At 59.2% G+C, this 23,483-nt stretch carries 17 protein-coding genes, 1 tRNA gene and 1 pseudogene; 6 read left to right on the plus strand and 13 right to left on the minus strand.

The features are described 5' to 3' along the window. The first annotated feature begins 149 nt into the window (after positions 1–149). The 5 genes and pseudogenes from dctP to ABDX79_RS03535 form a co-directional block, all read left to right on the plus strand. Entirely contained in the window at positions 150–1,136 is a 987-nt protein-coding gene (gene dctP / locus ABDX79_RS03515) for a TRAP transporter substrate-binding protein DctP (protein ID WP_346218847.1), read from the plus strand. Continuing rightward, complete coding sequence (locus ABDX79_RS03520) at positions 1,133–1,624, plus strand: TRAP transporter small permease (RefSeq protein ID WP_346218848.1); 492 nt, start codon at positions 1,133–1,135, stop codon at positions 1,622–1,624. Before dctP ends, ABDX79_RS03520 begins: the two co-directional genes overlap by 4 nt. After that, positions 1,621–2,895 carry a TRAP transporter large permease gene (locus ABDX79_RS03525; RefSeq protein WP_346218849.1) on the plus strand — a complete coding sequence of 425 codons (1,275 nt, stop codon included), beginning with the start codon at positions 1,621–1,623 and terminating at the stop codon, positions 2,893–2,895. Before ABDX79_RS03520 ends, ABDX79_RS03525 begins: the two co-directional genes overlap by 4 nt. A 103-nt stretch (positions 2,896–2,998) precedes the next feature. After that, positions 2,999–4,705 (plus strand): D-lactate dehydrogenase, encoded by a 1,707-nt coding sequence (gene dld, locus ABDX79_RS03530; protein WP_346218850.1) that lies wholly within the window; start codon positions 2,999–3,001, stop codon positions 4,703–4,705. Between the two features lie 64 nt (positions 4,706–4,769). Next, a pseudogene (locus tag ABDX79_RS03535) lies at positions 4,770–5,015 on the plus strand (IS3 family transposase); the annotation flags it as partial. 1,411 nt (positions 5,016–6,426) lie between these two features. Here the strand turns inward: ABDX79_RS03535 and rpoC are convergent. From rpoC to ABDX79_RS03590, 11 genes are all read right to left on the minus strand, one after another. Continuing rightward, positions 6,427–10,623: a DNA-directed RNA polymerase subunit beta' gene (gene rpoC / locus ABDX79_RS03540; RefSeq protein WP_346218851.1), complete on the minus strand. Its 4,197-nt coding sequence runs from the start codon at positions 10,621–10,623 to the stop codon at positions 6,427–6,429. Positions 10,624–10,774: 151 nt separating this feature from the next. Further along, positions 10,775–14,917, minus strand: coding sequence for a DNA-directed RNA polymerase subunit beta (gene rpoB, locus ABDX79_RS03545; RefSeq protein ID WP_346218852.1), 4,143 nt, complete (start codon positions 14,915–14,917; stop codon positions 10,775–10,777). Between the two features lie 321 nt (positions 14,918–15,238). Continuing rightward, the gene (gene rplL / locus ABDX79_RS03550; protein ID WP_346218853.1) at positions 15,239–15,613 is read right to left on the minus strand and encodes a 50S ribosomal protein L7/L12; all 375 of its coding nucleotides are present in this window, start codon (positions 15,611–15,613) and stop codon (positions 15,239–15,241) included. A gap of 54 nt (positions 15,614–15,667) precedes the next feature. Further along, positions 15,668–16,186, minus strand: a complete 519-nt coding sequence (rplJ, locus tag ABDX79_RS03555; protein WP_346218854.1) for a 50S ribosomal protein L10 — start codon at positions 16,184–16,186, stop codon at positions 15,668–15,670. Between the two features lie 404 nt (positions 16,187–16,590). After that, the gene (rplA, locus tag ABDX79_RS03560) at positions 16,591–17,304 is read right to left on the minus strand and encodes a 50S ribosomal protein L1 (RefSeq protein WP_346218855.1); all 714 of its coding nucleotides are present in this window, start codon (positions 17,302–17,304) and stop codon (positions 16,591–16,593) included. A 4-nt stretch (positions 17,305–17,308) separates the two neighbouring features. Continuing rightward, on the minus strand, positions 17,309–17,737 hold the full coding sequence (gene rplK / locus ABDX79_RS03565; protein WP_346218856.1) for a 50S ribosomal protein L11: 429 nt from the start codon (positions 17,735–17,737) through the stop codon (positions 17,309–17,311). 138 nt (positions 17,738–17,875) lie between these two features. After that, complete coding sequence (nusG, locus tag ABDX79_RS03570) at positions 17,876–18,406, minus strand: transcription termination/antitermination protein NusG (RefSeq protein ID WP_346218857.1); 531 nt, start codon at positions 18,404–18,406, stop codon at positions 17,876–17,878. A gap of 62 nt (positions 18,407–18,468) precedes the next feature. Then, on the minus strand, positions 18,469–18,666 hold the full coding sequence (gene secE, locus ABDX79_RS03575) for a preprotein translocase subunit SecE (protein WP_346218858.1): 198 nt from the start codon (positions 18,664–18,666) through the stop codon (positions 18,469–18,471). Between the two features lie 188 nt (positions 18,667–18,854). After that, a tRNA-Trp gene (locus ABDX79_RS03580) sits at positions 18,855–18,930 on the minus strand. Positions 18,931–19,045: 115 nt separating this feature from the next. Beyond that, positions 19,046–19,897 carry a 3-deoxy-manno-octulosonate cytidylyltransferase gene (locus tag ABDX79_RS03585; RefSeq protein ID WP_346218859.1) on the minus strand — a complete coding sequence of 284 codons (852 nt, stop codon included), beginning with the start codon at positions 19,895–19,897 and terminating at the stop codon, positions 19,046–19,048. Between the two features lie 5 nt (positions 19,898–19,902). Next, positions 19,903–20,589 (minus strand): glycosyltransferase, encoded by a 687-nt coding sequence (locus ABDX79_RS03590; protein WP_346218860.1) that lies wholly within the window; start codon positions 20,587–20,589, stop codon positions 19,903–19,905. A 171-nt stretch (positions 20,590–20,760) separates the two neighbouring features. On the opposite strand from ABDX79_RS03590, the gene ABDX79_RS03595 reads away from it, so the two are divergent. Next, complete coding sequence (locus tag ABDX79_RS03595; protein WP_346218861.1) at positions 20,761–21,792, plus strand: glycosyltransferase family 2 protein; 1,032 nt, start codon at positions 20,761–20,763, stop codon at positions 21,790–21,792. A gap of 687 nt (positions 21,793–22,479) precedes the next feature. Here ABDX79_RS03595 and ABDX79_RS03600 read toward each other — a convergent pair. Together ABDX79_RS03600 and ABDX79_RS03605 are read right to left on the minus strand one after the other, a co-directional pair. Continuing rightward, positions 22,480–23,193 (minus strand): glycosyltransferase, encoded by a 714-nt coding sequence (locus ABDX79_RS03600; RefSeq protein ID WP_346218862.1) that lies wholly within the window; start codon positions 23,191–23,193, stop codon positions 22,480–22,482. 167 nt (positions 23,194–23,360) lie between these two features. Continuing rightward, the coding region (locus ABDX79_RS03605; protein ID WP_463671105.1) for an EF-Tu C-terminal domain-related protein at positions 23,361–23,483 on the minus strand (123 nt) is incomplete at its 5' end.

Here is a 23,483-nt window from a genome sequence, read left to right on the forward strand (position 1 = left end):
GTTGTAGGCGCAAGGGGTGAGCTGCGTCGTGAGCCCGGTCCATCGGCGGAACTGAGCAACTCCAAGCGAAATGACTTCTTCAACACGCAAGATCAAGCCGCGACTGGATGGTCCAATCGCACATCTTTGGAAAATGGGAGGAATAACAAATGAAATTCGATCCGAGAAAGATGACAGCACGCTTGGGGCTGGCATCCCTGGCTCTGGCTCTCGCCGCATCCACGGTAGCTGCCCAGACTCAGGTGACGATCACCCACTCCTCACCGGAGGATAGCCACTTCGGCGAGGCGGCCAAAGCCTTCAAGGATGTCGTCGAGTCCAAGGCGGACGGTGACTTCAATGTGGTGATCCAGCGCCTCGATAATGAACGCGAGGCGATCGAAAGCGTTCAGTTCGGCTCGCAGGAATGTTCGTTCACCTCGGCCGGACCGCTCGGTAACTTCATCCCCGAAACGCGGGTTTTCGACATCCCCTTCCTGTTCGATGGTTACGACCATGCGCGCGGGGTGCTCGATAGCGATATCGGGCAGGACATGCTCGACACGTTCAAGAATTATGGCTTGATCGGCGTCGCCTGGTTGGAAAACGGGTTTCGTAACCTCACGACAGGCACAAAGACCGTCAATTCTCCCGACGATCTCAAGGGCATGAAGATCCGCACCATGGAGAACGAGGTTCACATGCTGGCCTGGAATGCCGCCGGCGTGTTGCCGACGCCCATGGCGTTCTCCGAACTACCACCCGCCCTTCAGCAAGGAACGGTCGATGGCCAGGAGAACCCTGTCTCGGTCATTCTGGCGAATAATCTCGATCAGATGCAGAGCCATCTCTACATGACGCGGCACGTCTATTCGCCAGGCATTCTCTTGTGCAGTCCGGCGTTCTGGGATGGCCTCAGCGATGAGCAGAAGGCAATCTTCGTGGAAGCTGGAAACGCCGCGAAAGCCGCTGATCGCAAGCGCGTGAGCGAGGATGAGACGGGCGGCGTCGAGAAGCTGCGCGAACGCGGCATGGAAATCGTCGAGATCGAAGATCGCGCCCCCTATCGTGAAGCGATGTCGAGCGCGAATGCAAGTTTCGACCAAGAGTTTGGCGCCGATCTCATCAAGCGCATCCGCGAGTGGAAGCCGCAATGACACTTCGATCCGCTTTCCAAAAGGCGGATCACTACTTGACGCTGGCGGTCATGACGACCGCCAGCATCGCCCTAGCGATCGCCGTCGCGTCAGGGTTCTGGCAAGTCGTGAGCCGCTTCCTCATCGAGTCACCGTCCACTTGGTCCGAGGCGCTGACCCGTCTTTCCCTGATCTGGATGGTGCTTCTGGGGCTATCGGGAACGACGCGGCAAGGCGCTCTGGTCGCCATTGATCTGGCGCGTGACGTCAGTCGGGGACGTGTTCTTCGCGGCCTTCAGGCAATGGTCCTTGTCTCCTGCCTGTTACTTTTCGCAATGATGTTCTGGTTCGGTATCGAGGTGACCCAGCGCGTTCAGTTCCAGCAAATGGCCGGGTTGTGGATCTCGATGTCTTGGGGCTACGCCGCCATTCCCGTCGGTGCGATCTTCGGCGCTGTCGGCGCAATCTCTCAATTTTTGAATCCGGTCAGGGAAGAGGTGCCGTTATGACCGGTTCGATCGTCACCATTATGCTGATCCTGTTCGCGCTCTCCATTCCAGTGGCAGTCGCGATCGGCCTGGCCTCGATCGCTGGATTGTTCGCCTTTACATCCCTGCCCGCGATCGTCATTCCCCAGCAGCTCTTCGTCGCCCTCGACAAATTTCCTCTCGCCGCCATTCCCTTCTTCATTCTGGCCGGCAGCTTGATGGAGGTCGGCGGTATTTCCCGGCGCCTCGTCGAATTCGCTCGAGCCTGCGTCGGCGGTGTTCAGGGCGGGCTCGCGGTCACCACCGTCGTGACCTGCATGATGTTCGCGGCCATATCGGGCTCCAGCGTCGCGACCACGTTCGCGGTCGGAGCGGTTCTCATCCCGGCCATGGTCCGGTTTGGCTACCCGGTCGGCTTCGCGGCAGCACTAACTGCGGCGTCGGCGGAACTGGGCGTCGTCATTCCGCCCTCAATTCCCCTGATCCTCTATGGTGTCGCAACGCAGACCTCGATACCCGACCTTTTCCTGGCCGGGGTATTACCGGGCCTTCTGATCGCAGCCGGGCTCATCGTGACTGCGCTCGTATGGTGCCGGATCAGAGGCTGGGGAAAGCGCGACGGCGAAGGGCGTGACAGCAAGCGATCCACTTTCAAGCGCGCCTTTTTCGCACTGTTGATGCCGGTGATTGTGCTTGGCGGAATCTATGGGGGTGTCACGACACCGACGGAAGCCAGCGTGATCGCGGTTGTCTATGCGCTTTTTGTAGGGATCGTCATCCACCGCGAACTGAAACCGTCCCTGCTGCCGCAGGTGTTCCACCGGACCGTCGTCAGCTCGACCGTGATCATGTTCATCATCGCGACGGCCAGTTTGCTCGGCTACCTGCTCAATCGCGAAAGCGTTCCCGATCAGGCCGCCGAATGGCTGGTGACCACGTTCCAGGAGCCGGTTTCATTTTTGCTTGCGATGAATGCCATGCTGTTCGTTACGGGCATGTTCATCGAAACCGGGGCGAGCATCATCGTTCTTGCGCCGATCCTGACCGAGGCGGCCACGAGGGCAGGTATCGACCAGGTGCATTTCGGGATCATCATGGTCGTGAACCTTGCCCTCGGCATGATCACTCCTCCGTTCGGCGTCAATCTCTTCGCAGCGGCGCAGGTTGCGGGATGCTCAGTGCTCGAAATGCTACGACCGCTTCTCGTCTTCGTGGCGGTCATCATCGCCTGTCTCGCGGTGATTACGTTCGTGCCGGCGATCAGCCTCGTCCTTGGACAAGTTCTGATGTGACATCCGGCGCATTCGAAGGTCACCATCCGCACGAACGACCCTCGGGGCGCCCGACCGGATGGTGGCCTTGAGTTTGAGGTCTGACGATCGAGAAAGAGACCAAATGACGAAGACGCTTCTGGAAGACCTGGAACGCATCCTTGGCAAACGGCACCTTCATGTGGGCGACCGGGCCACACGCCTCTACCGAAAGGGATATCGTTACGGCGACGGAGAGGTCCTTTGCGTGGCACGCCCCGGCTCGCTTCTCGAGCAATGGCGAGTCATGGAAGCCTGCGTCGCCGCAGACGTCGTGATGATCTTTCAGGCCGCAAATACGGGACTAACCGGAGGCTCGACACCGTTCGGGGAGGATTACGACCGCCCGATCGTCATCATCAACACGATGCGCAATGACCGCATCGACATCATTGACGATGGTCGGCAGGTCATCTGCATGCCGGGAGCGCGTCTGGATAGCCTCGAGCGCGCGCTCAAACCGCTTGGCCGCGAACCCCATTCGGTGATCGGTTCGAGCTGTATCGGCGCCTCGGTCACAGGCGGGGTCTGCAACAATTCAGGCGGCTCTCTGGTCCAGCGCGGTCCCTCCTATACCCAGCTTTCTCTGTTCGCCCAGGTGGACGAGACCGGGCGCCTCCATCTCGTGAACCATCTCGGCGTCGAGCTCGGCGAGGAGCCGGAAGAGATCCTGCGCCGGCTGGATGCGAAGGATTACGGCCCGCACGACATCCAGTCGAGCGCCAATGCCTGGGCCTCCGACCGGGAATACCACCAGCACGTCCGGGACATCGAGTCCGAACAGCCCGCGCGCTTCAATGCCGATCCGCGCCGCCTCTATGAGGCATCCGGCTCGGCCGGAAAGATCGGCATCTTCGCAACGCGGCTCGACACTTTCGTCGCGGATGAACAAGAGCAGGTGTTCTACATCGGCAGCCAGTCCCCGGACGAGCTCGAAACGATCCGGCGCGACATCCTCTCGACCTTCGAGCATTTGCCGATCGCCGGCGAGTACATGCATCAGGACGCGTATCGTATCTGCCAAAAGTACGGGAAAGATCTCTTCCTGTTCATCAAGTCGTTCGGCACGACTCGCGTGCCGATGGCATTCGCGATGAAAAGCCGGGTGGACGGTCTGTGCGAACGGCTTGGACTGCGCGCGGCGATCAGCGACCATATCCTTCAGGGTGTGGCGTCGCTCTTCCCGGACCACATGCCGAAACGGCTGAACGACTATCGCGACCGGTACACGCATCATCTGATGTTGCGCACCGGCGGGCCGTGCATCGCGGAAATGCGGACTTATCTTGAGAGCCGTTTTCCATCGAAGACCGGCGCGTTCTTCGAATGTACACCGGAAGAGGGAAGCGCGGCCTTCCTCAATCGCTTCGCGGCTGGGGGTGCCGTGGTGCGCTATCGGGCCGTCAACACACGCACCTGCGAGGGAATCGTCCCGCTTGATGTGGCGCTGCCGCGCAACCTGACCGACTGGTTCGAGTCACTGCCCCCTGAAATCGAGAGCAAGATCGAAAGAAAAAGTTATGTGGGCCACTTTCTCTGCCACGTCATGCATCAGGAGTATCTCGTAAAAAAAGGCGAGGATCTCGACGCGCTCGAACACGAAATCCTGAAGTTGGTGACGGCAAGAGGCGCTGAATATCCGGCCGAACACAATGTTGGCCATCTCTACAAAGCAAAGCCGGCTCTTGAGGCTTTCTACCGCGAACTTGATCCAACCAATCGCTTCAATCCCGGTATCGGCAAGACCTCAAAGCTGCGAGACTGGTCCGACACCCACGAGACGCGGGTGTGATCGTCTAATCTCAAGCCTCAAAGCATCCCGCACAAGCGCCGCCTAGCTGTGGTCTCTTAATAGGTTGTCTCTTCGTTACACCGAGTGCTTGGCCGAGGAGAGCATTGAGCCCTCTGTCGTCAGCGTTGGTGACAGCTATGACAATGCACTGGCCGAGGCGATCAACGGCCTCTTCAAGGCGATGGAATAGGCAACCCTCGAATGGGCGGACTGGTTTGACAATCGCCGCCTGCTTGAGCCCGCAGGGAACATTCCGACCGCAGAAGCCGAGGCTAACTGCTACGCAGCTCTGAAAACTGAACCCTTGGCCGTGTACCTAACGGTCATCAGCCTCTGGAAAGCCCAAAGCGGTTCAGTCGCAGAGCGCATCGCAGCTCTTGTCTACGGCTTGCGAAAATCGCGTCCCGGCCCCCTCTTCCCCCTTGAGGGGAAGAAAGCAATTCCAAGGAATTTGGGACCTACGCAGCGCGGACCAAACCTTGAGAATGGCAAGAGGGAGTATGCGATCTTGCCTCCATTCGAGGTGCAGACGGGCCTCCGCAAAACCCTCTCTTGTCTTTTCAGCAACTTGGCAGTTGCGTCGCTCTGCCAAGTCGCTGAAAGGACGTATCTCCCTCAAGTGAATAGAGGGCTTGCAGCAAGCGTCTCGATAAAGCCTGAACGGTGGCGCTCGACAGGGAAACCGCCCTCTCCTCCTACGTCATTCTCGTCTTTGAACCGCGATCCATGCCTCTGACGTATCGCTCATATAAAGTGGTGCCATCGCCACTCGGGTCAGGGAGGAGCGGTCTCTGAAATTGGCGCCATGCGCGTCGAATCCGGGGAGAAGACCCTCTGTAAGATTGCCGGAAAGCAAAAATAGCAAGAAGCTCATCCCCGCCCAGAAAACCCCGCCTATACTCCGCCTCGCCAACTGCTTCCGAGGGGCAACGGGCGATCGCCGGGATCGCTCTCGCAACATCTGCTGCATCCCGCGCGGACCTCGGGCGCTTGCCTCTTCGGACGGGCCGAGTGATAGGCAAGTCTCGCAGCCCCGTTGGCTCCTCGTCAAATAAGGGACGGGCGTGGATCGGTCCACTTGAACCCTAATCCAAAAGTGAAACGCCAACAGCCGCCGAATATCGGGACCGGTGACCCACACGGGAACCGACCGCTCGCCTTCGCGCCAGACCATCGGCACGGACGGTCGACGGGCCAGTTCTGGCGGGGCGAGGAACGATGGACGGCACAGGGGAACGATAAATCCCTTGCGAAGCGGCGGAGACGAGCCGTTTTTACAGGAAGACGACCTGGCGGGCTTTCCTCCGGTGCTTCGCCACCCTTCTCAAGGCAAGGGGCGGGCCAACAGACGACTTCCCTTTAAACCCCGGCCGGCAAACGCGGCGCGACAACGCACCCGTGAGCCGCCCGCGCAGCAAAGGTCCGAGCGAGCGCCTTCAGGCCCCAGGCCAAAGGCTTCGCACTTTGAAGATGGCTGACTTCGAAGAGTGCCGACAGACGGACTGACGACTGTCGAATCAAAGCGGCTCCGATGGCAGTCAGGATCGCTTGGACCGACCATTCGCCGGAGACGCTTGGTTAGACCGGCGCGCAGTTCAATCAAGGGTCAGGTCACCGGGGTCAGCTGCCTCTCACAACAGCGTCGTCACACTCCAACGCAAAAAGGCCGCCCCGGAGGACGGCCTTTTCAATATTGCGACACGCCTTGAGCGAGGTGCGGCTTACTCGGCCGCGCTGTCGATCGACGTGAGCAGATTGTCGCTCTCGACCTGGTTCGCGGCCTTGCGGCGATCCTCCAGAATGAGGTCGTCGCGGGACGAAGCGATCCGGCGGATCTGCGTCATCATTCCGCCCGTGCCTGCCGGGATGAGGCGGCCGACGATGACGTTCTCTTTGAGGCCCTGCAGCGTATCCATCTTGCCGGCGACCGCTGCCTCGGTAAGGACGCGGGTGGTCTCCTGGAAGGAGGCCGCCGAGATGAAGGATGGCGTCTGCAGCGAGGCCTTGGTGATGCCGAGGAGAACCGGAACGCCCGAGGCCGGCTTGCGGCCGTCGGCTTCCAGCTTCTCGTTCAGCTCGGCCAGTTCGATCCGGTCGACATGGTCGCCCGGAATATAGGTGGAGTCACCCGATTCCGTGATCTCGACCTTCTGCAGCATCTGCCGGACGATGACCTCGATGTGCTTGTCGTTGATCAGAACGCCCTGCAGCCGGTAGACCTCCTGGATCTCGTTGACGAGATAGCTCGCGAGAGCCTCCACGCCCTTGATCGCCAGAATGTCGTGCGGTGCCGGATTGCCGTCGAGAATGTAATCGCCCTTCTCAACGACGTCACCTTCCTGGAGGTGGAACGGCTTGCCCTTTGGAATCAGATATTCCGCAGGCTCGACGCCATCCTCCGCCGGCTCAACGATAATGCGGCGCTTGTTCTTGTAGTCGCGTCCGAACTTCACCGTGCCGTCGATCTCCGCGATGATCGCGTTGTCCTTCGGCTTGCGGGCCTCGAAGAGTTCCGCCACGCGCGGCAGACCGCCCGTGATGTCCTTCGTCTTGGCGCTTTCCATCGGAATACGCGACAGCACGTCACCCGCCGACACCTTCTGGCCCGGCTCGACGGACAGGATCGCGTCGACCGACTGGAAGTAACGGGCGTCGTTGCCGCGCGCCAGCTTCTGCACCTCGCCGTTCTCGTCCTTGATGACGATTGCTGGCTTGAGATCCGTGCCGCGCGGGGACGCCCGCCAGTCGATAACCGCACGCTTGGTGATACCGGTCGACTCGTCGGTCTGCTCGGTGACGGACACGCCATCGACCAGATCCTCGAATTCAACCACACCATCGAGCTCGGTCAGAACCGGACGGGTGTACGGATCCCACTCGGCGATACGCTGGCCACGACGCACGGAGTCGCCATCGTCCACATAGACGCGCGAACCGTAGGTGACGCGGTGCGCGGCGCGCTCCATGCCCTTCTCGTCGAGAATGAGGATCGCCATGTTGCGGCCCATCGCGACGAGATTGCCTTCCGAGTTGCGGACGACGTTCCGATTTCGAATTGCGACCTTACCTTCATAGGAAGCTTCGAGGAACGAGCTATCAACCACCTGTGCTGTACCGCCCATGTGGAAGGTCCGCATGGTGAGCTGGGTGCCCGGCTCGCCGATCGACTGCGCCGCGATGACGCCGACGGCCTCGCCCATATTGACGGGTGTACCGCGTGCAAGATCACGGCCGTAGCAGACGCCGCAGATACCGGTGCGAATCTCGCAGGTCAGCGCCGAGCGGATCTGAACCGACTGAATGCCAGCCGTCTCGATCTTCTCGACATCCGCCTCCTCGATCATACGGCCACCTTCGACGATCACCTCGCCTGTCACCGGATGATTCACGTCGACAAGCGCCGTGCGGCCAAGAATGCGCTGACCGATCGAGGCGACCACCTGGCCGGCATCGACGATCGGCTGCATCGTCAGGCCGTTCTGCGTACCGCAATCGGTCTGCGTGATGATGCAGTCCTGCGCGACATCGACGAGGCGACGAGTCAGGTAGCCCGAGTTCGCGGTCTTCAGCGCCGTATCCGCGAGGCCCTTGCGGGCACCGTGGGTGGAGTTGAAGTATTCGAGAACCGTGAGGCCTTCCTTGAAGTTCGAGATGATCGGCGTCTCGATGATCTCGCCCGAAGGCTTGGTCATCAGGCCGCGCATCGCCGCGAGCTGGCGCATCTGGGTCGGAGAACCACGCGCACCGGAGTGGGACATCATGTAGATCGAGTTCATCTGCTTCTGACGGCCGTTCTCGTCGAACTCGACCGCCTTGATGCGCCCCATCATCTCTTCGGCGATCTTGTCCGTGCACTTGGCCCAGGCATCGACGACCTTGTTGTACTTTTCGCCCTGCGTGATCAGGCCGTCATTGTACTGCTGCTCGTATTCCTTCGCGAGCGCCTGCGTCTCCCCGATCATGTCCTTCTTCGTCTCGGGGATCAGCATGTCGTCCTTGCCGAAGGAAATGCCGGCAAGGCAGGCGTGCTTGAAGCCGAGCTGCATGATCTGGTCGCAGAAGATCACAGTCTCCTTCTGACCGCAGTGGCGATACACCGTGTCGATCATCTTGGAGATCATCTTCTTCGTCATCAGCTGATTGCAGATGTCGAAGCCGATCGAAGCATTGCGCGGTACGAGCGCGCCGATGAGCATACGGCCCGGGGTGGTCTCGTGGATCTGAGAAACGGGATTGCCGTCCTTGTCGATCGTCTTGAACCGGCCCTTGATCTTCGAATGAAGCGTGATCGAACCGGCGTTGAGCGCATGCTCCATCTCGCCGATGTCGGAGAAGGCCATGCCCTCGCCCGGCTCGTTCTCGTTCATGATCGACAGATAATAAAGACCCAGCACCATGTCCTGCGACGGAACGATGATCGGTGCGCCGTTCGCCGGATGCAGGATGTTGTTGGTCGACATCATCAGGACGCGGGCTTCGAGCTGCGCCTCGATCGAGAGCGGAACGTGAACCGCCATCTGGTCGCCGTCGAAGTCGGCGTTGAAGGCGGTACAGACCAGCGGATGCAACTGGATCGCCTTGCCTTCGATGAGCACGGGCTCGAACGCCTGAATGCCGAGACGGTGAAGCGTCGGCGCACGGTTCAGGAGAACCGGATGCTCGCGGATCACCTCGTCAAGGATATCCCAGACTTCCGGACGCTCCTTCTCGACCAGCTTCTTCGCCTGCTTGACGGTGGACGAGTAGCCCTTGGCGTCGAGACGCGCATAGATGAACGGCTTGAACAGCTCGAGCGCCATTTTCTTCGGCAGGCCGCACTGGTGCAGCTTCATGGTCGGACCGGTCACGATGACCGAACGCCCAGAATAGTCGACGCGCTTGCCCAGAAGGTTCTGACGGAAGCGGCCCTGCTTGCCCTTGAGCATGTCGGAAAGCGACTTCAACGGACGCTTGTTGGCGCCCGTAATGACGCGGCCACGACGGCCGTTGTCGAACAGGGCGTCGACGGCTTCCTGCAGCATGCGCTTCTCGTTGCGCACGATGATGCCGGGCGCCCGAAGCTCGATCAGACGCTTCAGACGGTTGTTGCGGTTGATCACGCGGCGATAGAGATCGTTGAGATCCGATGTCGCGAAGCGGCCGCCGTCCAGAGGAACGAGCGGGCGCAGATCGGGTGGGATCACGGGCACGATCGTCATGATCATCCATTCGGGCCGGTTACCCGACTCGATGAAGTTCTCGACGATCTTCAGCCGCTTCATAAGCTTCTTGGTCTTGAGCTCCGACGTCGTCGCAGCAAGATCCTCGCGAAGCTGGGACGCGATCTCTTCGAGGTCCATGGAGCGCAGGAGCTCCTGGATCGCCTCGGCACCAATATGCGCCGTGAACTGATCCTCGCCGAACTCGTCGACGGCGATCATGTACTCTTCTTCAGAGAGAAGCTGGTTCTCCTGAAGCGTCGTGAGGCCCGGCTCGGTGACGATGTAGTTCTCGAAATAGAGAACCCGCTCGATGTCCTTCAGCGTCATGTCGAGCAGCGTCGCGATGCGGCTCGGCAGAGACTTCAGGAACCAGATGTGCGCGACCGGAGCGGCGAGCTCGATATGGCCCATGCGCTCGCGGCGAACGCGGCTGAGGGTGACCTCGACGCCGCATTTTTCGCAGATGATGCCCTTGTACTTCATGCGCTTGTACTTGCCGCACAGGCATTCGTAGTCCTTGATCGGACCAAAAATGCGCGCACAGAACAGGCCGTCACGCTCGGGCTTGAACGTACGATAGTTGATCGTTTCGGGCTTCTTGATCTCACCGAAAGACCAAGACAGGATTTTTTCAGGGCTCGCCAGCGAGATACGGATCGTATCGAAGGTCTGGGCGGCGACCTGCGGGTTGAAGATGTTCATGACCTCTTGGTTCATGCTCTGTCTCCTTCAAGGCTTTCGCCTTCTGAGAGCGGTCCTGGGGTACGACCGCTGAAAATTCGTCGATACTCGAACGCTGGCGTTTTCGAACCTCGTGAAAACGCCAGCGGCTTGGCCGGTGAAACCCGGCCTTTCGTATCGCGCGGCCTTATTCGGCCGCGTCGGGCAGTTCTTCGACGCCGCCGCCGGCATTCTCCGGATTGGTCGCAAGATCCACATCGAGACCAAGCGAACGCATCTCCTTGACGAGAACGTTGAAGCTCTCCGGGATACCGGATTCGAACGCGTCGTCGCCGCGAACGATCGCCTCGTAGACCTTGGTACGACCGGCCACGTCGTCCGACTTCACCGTCAGCATCTCTTGCAGCGTGTAGGCTGCACCATACGCTTCCAGTGCCCAGACCTCCATCTCGCCGAAGCGCTGTCCACCGAATTGCGCCTTGCCGCCCAGCGGCTGCTGGGTGACGAGCGAGTAAGGACCGATCGAACGGGCGTGGATCTTGTCGTCCACGAGGTGGTGCAGCTTCAGCATATAGATGTAGCCGACAGTCACCTGACGGTCGAACGGCTCGCCGGTACGCCCGTCATAGAGCGTGACCTGACCGGAGCCGTTGAGCCCGGCACCTTCGAGCCATTCGACGATGTCCTTCTCGTTCGCGCCGTCAAAGACCGGGGTCGCGATCGAGACACCCTTCGACATTTGCTTGGCGAGCGTGATGACGCTGTCGTCGTCGTAGTCCTTGACCTTCTCGTTGCGATCGTTGTCGCCGAGCAGCCCGGAGATTTCCTGACGCAACGGGGTCACGTCGTTGTTCTCCTGATAGGCCTCCAGCATGGCGCCGATCTTCCGGCCCATGCCGGCACAGGCCCAGCCGAGATGCGTCTCGAGGATCTGTCCCACGTTCATGCGCGATGGCACGCCGAGCGGGTTCAGAACGATGTCCGCATGGGTTCCGTCCTCGGTGAAAGGCATATCCTCCACCGGCACGATGCGCGAAACAACGCCCTTGTTGCCGTGACGGCCAGCCATCTTGTCGCCCGGCTGGATCTTGCGCTTGACCGCGACGAAGACCTTCACCTGCTTCATGACGCCCGGCGGCAGTTCGTCACCGCGCTGAACCTTCTCGACCTTGTCCATGAAGCGGGCTTCGAGGGTCTTCTTCGCTTCGTCATAGACCTTGCGAAGATCCTCGAGCTCGCCCTGGAGCTTCTCGTCCTCGACAGCGAACATCCACCACTGCGAGCGGGGATATTCCTCCATCACCTCTTGGGTGATTTCGGTGCCGCGCTTGAAGCCCTTCGGACCCGAGATGCCCTGTTTGCCGGACAGCATCTCGATCAGACGACCGTAGACGTTGCGATCGAGGATCGCCTGTTCGTCGTCGCGGTCCTTGGCGAGCCGCTCGATTTCCTCGCGCTCGATCGCCATCGCACGCTCGTCTTTCTCGACGCCGTGACGATTGAAGACGCGAACCTCGACAACCGTGCCGTAGGTTCCGGGAGGCATGCGGCTCGACGTGTCGCGGACATCCGAGGCCTTCTCACCGAAGATGGCGCGGAGAAGCTTCTCTTCCGGCGTCATCGGGCTTTCGCCCTTCGGCGTGATCTTGCCGACGAGAATATCGCCCGGCTGAACCTCGGCACCGATATAGACGATACCGGCTTCGTCGAGATTGCGCAGGGCTTCTTCCGAAACGTTTGGAATATCCCGCGTGATCTCTTCTGGTCCGAGCTTGGTATCGCGGGCCATGACCTCGAACTCCTCGATATGGATCGAGGTGAAGACGTCGTCGGACACGATCCGCTCGGACAGAAGGATCGAGTCCTCGTAGTTGTAGCCGTTCCACGGCATGAACGCGACGAGCACGTTCCTGCCGAGGGCAAGATCACCGAGATCGGTCGAGGGACCATCGGCAAGGATGTCGCCCTTCTCGACCCGGTCACCCACGGCCACCAGCGGACGCTGGTTGATGCAGGTGTTCTGGTTCGAGCGCTGGAACTTCATCAGACGGTAGATGTCGACGCCGGACTTGCCTGCTTCGAGATCTTCCGTCGCACGGATGACGATACGCGTCGCATCGACCTGGTCGACGATACCGGTGCGGCGGGCTCCGATCGCAGCGCCCGAGTCACGGGCAACGATCGGCTCCATGCCGGTGCCGACGAACGGCGCCTCGGCGCGCACAAGCGGCACGGCCTGACGCTGCATGTTCGAACCCATGAGCGCGCGGTTGGCGTCGTCGTTCTCGAGGAACGGAATGAGCGCTGCCGCAACGGAGACGAGCTGTTTCGGCGAAACGTCCATCAGATCGACATTCTCGCGCGGCGTCATGAAGACGTCGCCGGCATGACGGCAGACGACGAACTCGTTCTGGAACGTCATATCGTCGGTGAGAACCGCGTTCGCCTGGGCGACGTGGTGCTTCGACTCTTCCATCGCTGACAGATAGACGACCTCGTTCGTCACCTTCCCGTCGACGACGCGACGGTAGGGGCTTTCGATGAAGCCGTACTTGTTGACGCGCGCAAACGTTGCCAGCGAGTTGATCAGACCGATGTTCGGGCCTTCCGGCGTTTCAATCGGGCAGATACGACCGTAATGCGTCGGGTGAACGTCGCGCACTTCGAAGCCCGCACGCTCGCGGGTCAAACCACCGGGTCCAAGCGCCGAAAGACGACGCTTGTGGGTGATCTCCGACAGCGGGTTCGTCTGGTCCATGAACTGCGAGAGCTGCGAGGAACCGAAGAACTCGCGCACGGCAGCCGCCGCAGGCTTGGCGTTGATGAGATCCTGCGGCATGACCGTGTCGATCTCGACGGACGACATGCGCTCCTTGATCGCGCGCTCCATGCGGAGCAGACCAACGCGGTACTGGTTCTCCATCAGCTCGCCGACGGAACGGACACGACGGTTGCCGAGATTGTCGATGTCGTCGATCTCGCCGCGACCATCGCGCAGGTCCACCAGCGTCTTGACGACGGCGATGATGTCTTCCTTGCGCAGAACGCGAACGGTGTCTTCCGCCTTGACGTCGAGACGCATGTTCATCTTCACGCGGCCGACAGCCGAGAGATCATAGCGTTCCGGGTCGAAGAACAGCGACTGGAACATGGCCTCGGCCGTCTCCATCGTCGGCGGCTCACCGGGGCGCATGACGCGGTAGATGTCGAACAGCGCATCCTGGCGCGTTTCGTTCTTGTCGACCGCCAGCGTGTTGCGAATGTAGGAGCCGATATTGACATGATCGACGTCGAGAACCTGGAAGCTCTCGTAACCGGCATCGATCAAAACCTGCAGCGTCTTCTCGTCCAGCTCGTCGCCGGCCTCGAGATAGACCTCGCCCGTCTCGAAGTTAACGATATCCTCGGCAAGATAGTTGCCGTAGATGTCCTCTTCCGTCACGCGGAACGCCTTGACGCCCTGTTCGGCGAGCTTGCGTGCCTGACGTGCGGTGACCTTCTTGCCGGCCTCGACCAGAACTTCACCGGAATCGGCATCGATCAGGTCGGTGATCATGCCCTGATTGCGGACTCTCTCGACGGAGAACGGCGCACGCCAGCCTTGCTTGTCCTTCTTGAACTCGACGAAATTGTAGAACGTCGAGAGAATTTCCTCGCCGTCCATACCGAGCGCCATGAGAAGGCTCGTCGCGGGGATCTTGCGGCGACGGTCGATACGCGCATGGACAACGTCCTTTGCATCGAACTCGATGTCGAGCCATGAACCGCGATAAGGGATCACGCGACCAGCGAACAGGAGCTTGCCCGAAGAATGGGTCTTCCCCTTGTCATGGTCGAAGAACACGCCCGGCGAACGGTGCATCTGCGAAACAATGACGCGCTCGGTACCGTTCACGATAAACGTACCATTGCCGGTCATGACCGGCATGTCGCCCATGTAGACGTCTTGCTCCTTGATGTCCTTGATGGACTTCGAGCCGGTGTCCTCGTCGACATCGAACACGATGAGGCGCAGCGTGACCTTGAGCGGAACCGCATAGGTCAGGTCGCGCTGGCGGCACTCCTCGACGTCGAATTTCGGCGGCTCGAATTCGTATTTCACGAATTCGAGCATGGCCTGGCCCGAGAAATCCTGAATCGGGAAAACCGACTTGAACACGGCCTGGAGGCCGTCATCCGTGCGTCCGCCCTCCGGCTCCTCGATCATCAAAAACTGATCGTAGGAGGCCTTCTGGACCTCGATCAGATTCGGCATCTCGGCAACTTCGGGGATGTGACCGAAAACCTTGCGTACGCGCCTGCGACCGCTGAACGTCGTCGTCTGTGACATCGTCGCTCCTCTCGTAAACATATCGCCCTTGACCAGAGGGCTTTCAATTTCATCTCCCATCGAAGGGAGAGACCCGCGCGTCGGCAATTCGCGCGGGGCAAACGGCAAGGCGAACCTCAATGCGCCCGAGGTTCCCGCGTTTCCTCACATCTCTCGGACGAGACGTCAGGAAACGCGCTTGAAGTCCGATATCGCCGGACTTTCAACTGCGTTCGAGGCGCGCGATGTTCGCGAAACCTCTTTTCAGCACGGAAGGCGGAACGGCATATGCCGTCCCGCCCACGTTGAAACGCGATTGTTTCAGCGCGGCATGAGCCGCCCTTACTTGAGCTCGACCTTGGCGCCAGCCTTTTCGAGCTGTTCCTTGATCTTGTTGGCCTCGTCCTTGTCGACGCCTTCCTTGACCGGCTTCGGCGCGTTGTCGACGAGATCCTTGGCTTCCTTGAGGCCCAGACCCGTGAGAGCGCGCACTTCCTTGATGACGTTGATCTTGGAAGAACCGGCGTCGGCGAGAACGACCGTAAACTCGGTCTGCTCTTCTTCCGGCTCGGCGGCAGCGCCAGCAGCGGCACCGGCAACGGCGACCGGAGCAGCGGCGGAGACGCCCCACTTTTCTTCGAGCATCTTCGACAGCTCAGCCGCCTCGAGGACGGTCAGGGCCGACAGGTCTTCAACGATCTTGGCGAGATCAGCCATGTTAATTTTCCTTTACGATTCGAACTTGAGTTGGAGCAGCGAGGAACCTGAACCTCACGCCGCTTCGTCCTTCGTGGCATACGCATTGAGGACCCGGGCGAGCTGGCCCGCCGGGGCCTGAACGACGCCTGCGATACGGGTAGCCGGGGTCTGGATCATACCCACAAGCTTGCCGCGCAGTTCGTCCAGCGACGGCAGGTCGGCCAAAGCCTTCACACCGTTCGCATCGAGCGTGGTGGCGCCCAACGCACCGCCGAGAATCACGAGCTTGTCGTTCTTCTTTGCGAAATCGTTGGAAACCTTGGCCGCCGCGACCGGATCGCTCGAATAAGCGATCAGCGTCTGGCCCTCGAACAAGTTCGAGATGCCTTCGGCGTCCGTGCCCTGAAGAGCGATCTTGGCAAGGCGGTTCTTCGCGACTTTGACCGTGCCCCCGGCCGCGCGCATCTGTGAACGAAGATCGTTCATGTTCGCGACCGTGAGACCGGCATAGTGGGCCACGACAACGACGCCAGCGTCCTGGAACGACTGGTTGAGCTGCGTGACGAATTCGCGCTTTTCCGCTCTTTCCACTGCCTCTCTCCTGTTTGGCTTCAGGTCTTCGTGCGAAGCTTCCCAAAGCCGGTTGCCATACGCGCCGCCGAAAAGGTTGGACCTTCTGAGCGGCGCTCGGAGATCCTGTCCCCTTGGTTCGGACCGCAAGCGTTCCAGATGGAACCAGCTACCGGCGCAAGGCATTCAGAGGTTCGAACCGAAGCATCAGGGATCAACTCCCTGAAAAATTCGGACATCACCCCGTCTCATGAAGGCTATCTGACGATTATGGGCTCCCCGTAGGGGCCCGCCTCACAGTCTCGGACAGGCATTAAGGAGGCGATCGAAACCACCTCCCCTTGTCATCCGGGTCTCCCCGGAATTCTTTGTGACGAATGAGCACTCCATATAGTTGCGATGCTCACCCGTTAAAAGACGCCAGTTCAGGCGTTGGCCGAAGCCGCCATAGTCGACGGGTCGATCTTGACGCCCGGACCCATGGTCGAGGACAAGGCAATACGCTTCACGTAGTTGCCCTTGGCGCCCGACGGCTTTGCCTTGTTCACCGCATCCGCGAATGCGCGGATGTTTTCGGCGATCTTGTCGGAATCGAAGCTCGCCTTGCCGACGCCGGCATGGACGATACCAGCCTTCTCGACACGGAATTCGACAGCGCCACCCTTGGAGGCCTTGACAGCTGCGGTAACGTCGGGCGTCACCGTTCCAACGCGTGGGTTCGGCATCAGGCCGCGAGGACCGAGCACCTTACCGAGACGACCGACGAGCGCCATCATGTCAGGGGTTGCAATGGCGCGATCGAAGTCGATCTGACCACCCTGAACCTGCTCGACGAGGTCTTCCGCACCAACGATGTCGGCGCCGGCGGCCTTGGCCTCTTCAGCCTTGTCGCCACGTGCGAAGACGGCAACGCGAACATCGCGGCCAGTGCCGTTCGGCAGGTTGACGACGCCACGAACCATCTGGTCCGCATGGCGCGGGTCGACGCCGAGATTGATCGCGATTTCGACCGTTTCGTCGAACTTGGTGGACGCAGCACGATCCTTGATCAGGCCGACAGCCTCTTCAAGACCGTAGAGCTTGGTGCGGTCGATGCCCTCGCGGGCTGCGCGGATGCGCTTTCCTTGCTTCTTGGCCATCGTATTAACCCGTCACCTCGAGACCCATGGACCGCGCCGAACCCTCGACCATCGCCATGGCGGCGTCGACGTCGTTCGCGTTCAGGTCCTGCAACTTCTTTTCAGCGATCTCGCGGACCTGGTCGCGCGTGATCTTGCCTGCGGTTTCCTTGCCTGGAAGCTTGGAACCGCTCTTCAGGTTCGCTGCCTTCTTGAGGAAGTAGCTCACCGGAGGGGTCTTCATCGCGAAGGTGAAGGACTTGTCCTGGTAGTAGGTGATAACCACCGGGATCGGAGAACCCTTCTCCTGCTCCTGGGTCTGCGCGTTGAACGCTTTGCAGAACTCCATGATATTGATGCCACGCTGACCGAGCGCCGGTCCGATCGGCGGCGACGGCGTCGCCGATCCGGCCGGGACCTGCAGCTTCAGCTGGCCCGCAACTTTCTTAGCCATTCTATCTGCCTTTTATTCGTGATCCCTACGCTTTCACGTCAGGGGTTTGCAGTTCGCGGTGCGGTCCGAGGAGCCTGGCTGGGCAATTCCCCTCGCCTTCCGCGAGATTTCGGAAGCGCCTGACGCTTCCGGTTTCGATCAGACCTTTTCGACCTGACCGAATTCGAGATCCACCGGCGTTGCCCGCCCGAAGATCGAAACCTCCACCTTGAGCCGGGACCGCTCGTCATCGACTTCCTGAACGATACCGTTGAAGGAAGCAAACGGACCGTCAGAGACACGGATCTGCTCGCCGATATCGAAGGAAATGGTCGGCTTCGGCCGCTCGACACCTTCCTGAATATGGTTGAGGATCTGATCGGCCTCTTTCTCGGTGATCGGAACCGGCCGGTTATCTGGGCCGAGGAAGCCCGTCACCTTCGGCGTGTTCTTGATCATCGAGAACACCTTATCGGTGAGCTCGGCCTTCACCAGGACATAACCCGGAAAGAACTTGCGCTCGGCATTCACCTTGCGGCCACGACGAACCTCGACGACATTTTCCGTCGGCACGAGAATTTTTTCGAACTTGTCGGACAGACCCTTTTGGCGAGCCTGCTCCTCGATCGATTCGGCGACCTTCTTCTCGAAGTTCGAATAGGCGTGAACGATGTACCAGCGAGCGGCCATAAAATTCCTGAGACTCCCGATGTCGCTTTCGCGAAAAGTGCGCGCTTGAAAAGCTGAAACCCTTAAGCGCCCGCGTTCATGATCAAACCGACGACGTAGCCGAGGACCTGATCTGCCGCGAACAGAAAGATCGAAGCGAGGGTAACCATGATGAAAACCATGATCGTCGAAATCATCGTTTCACGCCTCGATGGCCAGGTGACCTTCGAGGTTTCGCTGCGCACCTGCTGAAGGAACGTAAAAGGATTGGTTCTAGCCATGCTCACCCGACTCGGTGTTCGTTCGACATTTAGTCACGAACAAAGCGCGTGAGGGCCAACGTTGCCCCACGCGCAATCAGTTTCGAAATCATTTAAACCCCTTGACTGTGATTCACAAGGGGCAATTCGTGTTCCTGGAATTCTGACGAGAGCTTAACGCTCGCTCCGGCGCGTTCTTCAAGACGCGATGGCAGGGGCAGTAGGGCTCGAACCTACGACCTGCGGTTTTGGAGACCGCCGCTCTACCAACTGAGCTATACCCCTAATCCGGCTGCCCTCATAAAAGGATGACGGACGGACTGCAAGCCGAAATCGTCGGAACAGGCCAAATGTCTCGTCCGAATTCCATCAACGGCGACAATCTCCGCTGCGGTGCGAATCAAGTGCCTTGTTTTCCAAGCGAATCAGCTTTTCTCTGCTTGCGCGTCGCAGGCTTAAGGGCGCGTAGAAACCGATCCAGCCGTCCCTGCAAGCGGGTTATGGATAACAGATTGTCGATCGCAAGGCTCGCATTCTCAAGCCGATTGCCAAGAACCTCGGCGGCGGTCGCCGAGATCGCCGCATTGTCGATCTCTGGAAAGCGTCGGTGTAGCTCGAGATAGGCGTTGGACGGCTCAACATTGCTCATCTGCAGCCGCCCGGCCCGCGCCAGCAGCCGCAGACAGGTCTGCTCGAAGGTCCAGTCATGGTCGGCAAACAACTTCCACTGAAGTGATCGCCGCGCCGAAAAGCCTTCGAGACAGACATCCGTGTCGCAGGTTTCGGCTAGCCAGATGGCCAGCGCAAACCCGCTCGTCGGCACATGGCTCGTCGGGTAAAAATTCTTGAAATGGTCCGCGAGACGAAGACGTCCGGCCCGCCGTCCCTCAAATGCCGATATCGGGCTGAACTGCTCTGCATCAGAACATGCCAGCCCGAGAACGCCAAGCAGAGCGCCCTCCTGAAAATAGCCGAGAACGTCTGACACCTCACGCCGGTAGACGATATTGGCGCCCGACGGGCTCGACCGGGCAATCAGCAAAGAGCGCTTCTCGAAGGGCTTGTCGAGAACCTTGTAGACCTTGTTGAAAAACACGAAGAGCGCATTTTCCCCGTGTCTTTTCAACGCCTCGCCGATCTCGACCGCATCGCTGTTTGCGATCAGGACGACACGGTCGTAGCCGCTGAAGAATCGCTGCCAGTCTTCCGGAGAGGCGAACCAATCGGGCTTATCGAGCTCGGACTTCGCCACTGCTGTCAACGCTGCTGAACGAACAGTGTGCGATCACGCGCGGCGAACCACTCTTCCGAATAATCATCGTTCTTGTATTCGTCGAAATACGGCCCGCCATCGGTGAAGTGCACGTTCTTCGCATCCGGATTGTGGTCGTATTCATTGACCAGCCAGTTCCACTCGGCCGGAAGTTCGCCGATATTCTCGTCTCCTTCGAGCCACTTGAACTGATGGAGCTGCAGCCCGGTCGCCGAATTCACGTAATCAGGCGTCAGCGCTGAACACTTCGCGTTGTTGAACAGGATGACGCTCGACCAGTTCTTCTTCTCGTACTTGGTCTGGGTCTGGCCGAGAAATTTCGTTTCGGTCTTCGGCACGTAATCATGTTTGACGACCTGAACCGCGTATTTCTCATCGCGCAGTTTCCAGAGCTCGGCGATATCGACCCGCATGAGCATGTCGCAGTCCATGAAGAGGCTCCAGCCTTCGAAGCCGCTCAGATATGGCACCAGAAAGCGCGAGAAGGAAAACTCGGTCGACTGCAGCGAATTGCGCTCGCGCGTGAAGATGCCTTCGAGATTCGACAGAACGATCGGAGTGAACTGGACGGGCATCGAAGACTTTTCGAGGATGCTCTGCGCCAGCACATGATAGGCAATCACCTCCTTCGTATCGAATCCGATGAAAACGCGTGCGGTGGAGTGGGACATGACGAAGGTTTCCGTTGCATTCGAATTCGTTTGGAACGCCGCGATCGAGATCGCTGCAGCGCGCATTGGCGCCGCGTTCGCGCTCCAGTCCCCGGCTTGACCTTCGAGACAATTCTTACCAAGGCACCGACGAAAGAGCGTTAGCGTTGAATGGACCGGGAAAAGACCAGAATGCAATACCCCGTCGCAAAACCCTCCGATTGGCGTTCGCTCGAACGCTTGTCGCTCCGCGAACGCATCGGTACGGAGTGGCGCGACTGGCGCTATCGTCGAAGGGTGCGCCAACTTGCCCGCGATGCTGCGCTGATCCCGTCGAACGCGAAAGGCGTCCGCCCCCTTACGCCCGCTGATACGCCTCTCATTGTCTGCGTAAAAAACGGCGGGTTCTATATTCGTCCGTTCCTCGAACATTATCGGAAGATCGGCGTCACCCGGTTCATCGTTCTCGACGATCGGTCCGACGATGGAACCCGCGAACAGCTCCGGCAGGAGACGGACGTCGATCTCTTCGGCTCCCGCCTCGATTACACCGCAGCTCACCGCAGCCTTCTCTGGAGAGACGGCCTGATTGATCTCTACGGGCGCGATCGGTGGTACCTGAACGTCGACATCGACGAATTTCTGATCTTCCCAGGCTGCGAAACCCGGTCCGTCCGCGATTTCATAGCGGATCTCGAACGCACCGGCAGGCGACGCGCGCTGGCCCCCATGCTTGATCTTTATCCGGACGGCCCACTTTCCACAGCCGCGATCGGGGAGGGTTTATCGCCAACCGACATTTCCCCGCTGATCGACGGCGACGGCTATCGAGTCTTCAATCGCAAGTTCTGCACGTCGATCGTCGGCGGTCCTCGTTACCGCCTGTTTGGGACAGAGATGCGCTTGACCAAGTTTCCGGTGCTCTACGCCGACTCTGCTACGAAGCATCTCGGAGCCTCGATCCATGGCCCCTTCCCTTTCCGCCGCAACTTCACGAGCCCAACCGCCGCGCTTCTCCACTTCAAGTTCTCGGACCATTCGATGGAGGAGTTCGCGAGGATCGTCGAACGCGGCACACACTTCGACGGATCGCGGTACTACCGAGCGATGATCGAAGACGAACGCTTCAGTTCAGACGCGGACCTGCGATATGACAAATCGATCCGCGCGGACGATACGAACCGCTTGATCGAAGCTGGCTTCCTGAAAGATCTGCGGGAATAAGCCATCAATAACGGTTGATCCGCAGAGCTGACGCAGAAATAGGCGCACGCTGCCCTCGTCATGGATGGCGCCGGATGGCACGGTTCCGCAGCGCCGCGGGTACCGGGCACCATCAGGATCCTAACCATACCGCCCTATTCAGCTGAGCTCAATCCGGTCGAAAGTATCCGGGGCTTACCTACGCACGAACACGCTCGCCATCAGCATCTCCGACAGCAACGACGACATCGTCAATCGTTGCCGCAAGGCCTGGAACGTCTTCACCACAGATCCGGTTCGAATCCGATCAATCGCTCTCCGTGAATACGCAAGAGCGCTCAGTGGATAGGGCCAGTTATATAAGCCGGCACCGAGCTAGCGGGTGGGTATTACTGATTCATTTGCCGGACAACAGTCAGGTGGAGAGAATTAACCGGACAGCAAAGGAGGCGACGGTGAGGCGCTATCATTATGGCACTCACAATCTATCGTACGAGCAACTCCAGACATTCGTCAATACTTGCAACTTCGCCAAACGACTGAAGGCGCTACGAGCCCTCCCCCGTTCGGGCACGTCGTGCGATGCTGGACGGAAGTGCCAGAGCATCGCAAACAATCAAACCGCCACAGTCCGGGACTGAACCCCCAAGTAAGTCAGAGAAACTCGAAAACAGTTCCAGACATCGCCTTCATATATCAAACTTAAAATTATATTTTCATGGGTCTATATCGGGGATTGAGTCTTCGAATAAAGTTATCTTTCTCCACGCCGTGCCAATGCAGCACTCTTGGTTTCAAAAGCGTATTATCGTTTGCCGACCGACTGCGCTTTTCCATCTTTTGACGAATTTGCACGTTTCTTACATTATACTCAAATGGAAGTGTGTGAACATTTGCCCTGCTCTTCCAGAGGGCGATCCGCAGAGAAGCTTGGTCCTGGCCATTCGTCTGATCGCGGTATCGGTAGAAAAACTCGCGCCATAGTTCAAAAAACTCCAGCGTCGCAGGCGAGCGATCATAAAGAAGCACACCTCCGTTATATTCTGGAAAGGCGTACGGAATAGCCTCGTATTCCTGTATCTGCGAGGACCAGCGATAGCTTTTACGACTATGATCCTGAACCCCGGCAATATTGAACCGATCAAGGACCGGGAACAAATCGGTCAGATCGCCAACAACTTTTGTATCGCTGTCGAGGTATAGCGTTCGCTGATAAGGCGATTTCACGATGAAGTCGACTTTCGCCCGTTTATGTTCGGGGCGAATTATTTCGCAGTGATCGATGGCGGCGTCGGAGACGGCGCTATCGGTAAAAAGTGTCACCGGAAGATCACATTGCGATTTCAATGAGTTCGCGGAGAATAGGGCTTCGTCTCGGTATCGCTTACCGAAAGCGATATAAATTATCCCGTCACGTTCCATTACGAAGGCCCTCAAGCAATATTCAGACTACGTTTCGAGGCGGCAATACGAGGTCTTCAGCTGAGATTAAGAAGATTTAGCATGAAATGAAACAGCACGGCGGGCTGTGTTCCGGCCGTGCTGTTTTTTCGTTCGCAACGGATCTATCGCGCTGAGCGAAACTGCCCTTATTCGACGATCGATGCGACGATGCCGGCGCCGACGGTGCGGCCGCCTTCGCGGATCGCGAAGCGCAGCTTTTCTTCCATCGCGATCGGAACGATCAGCGTCACGTCCATCGTCACGTTGTC

The organism is Fulvimarina fulva (assembly GCF_039652615.1).
Taxonomy (GTDB): domain Bacteria; phylum Pseudomonadota; class Alphaproteobacteria; order Rhizobiales; family Rhizobiaceae; genus Fulvimarina.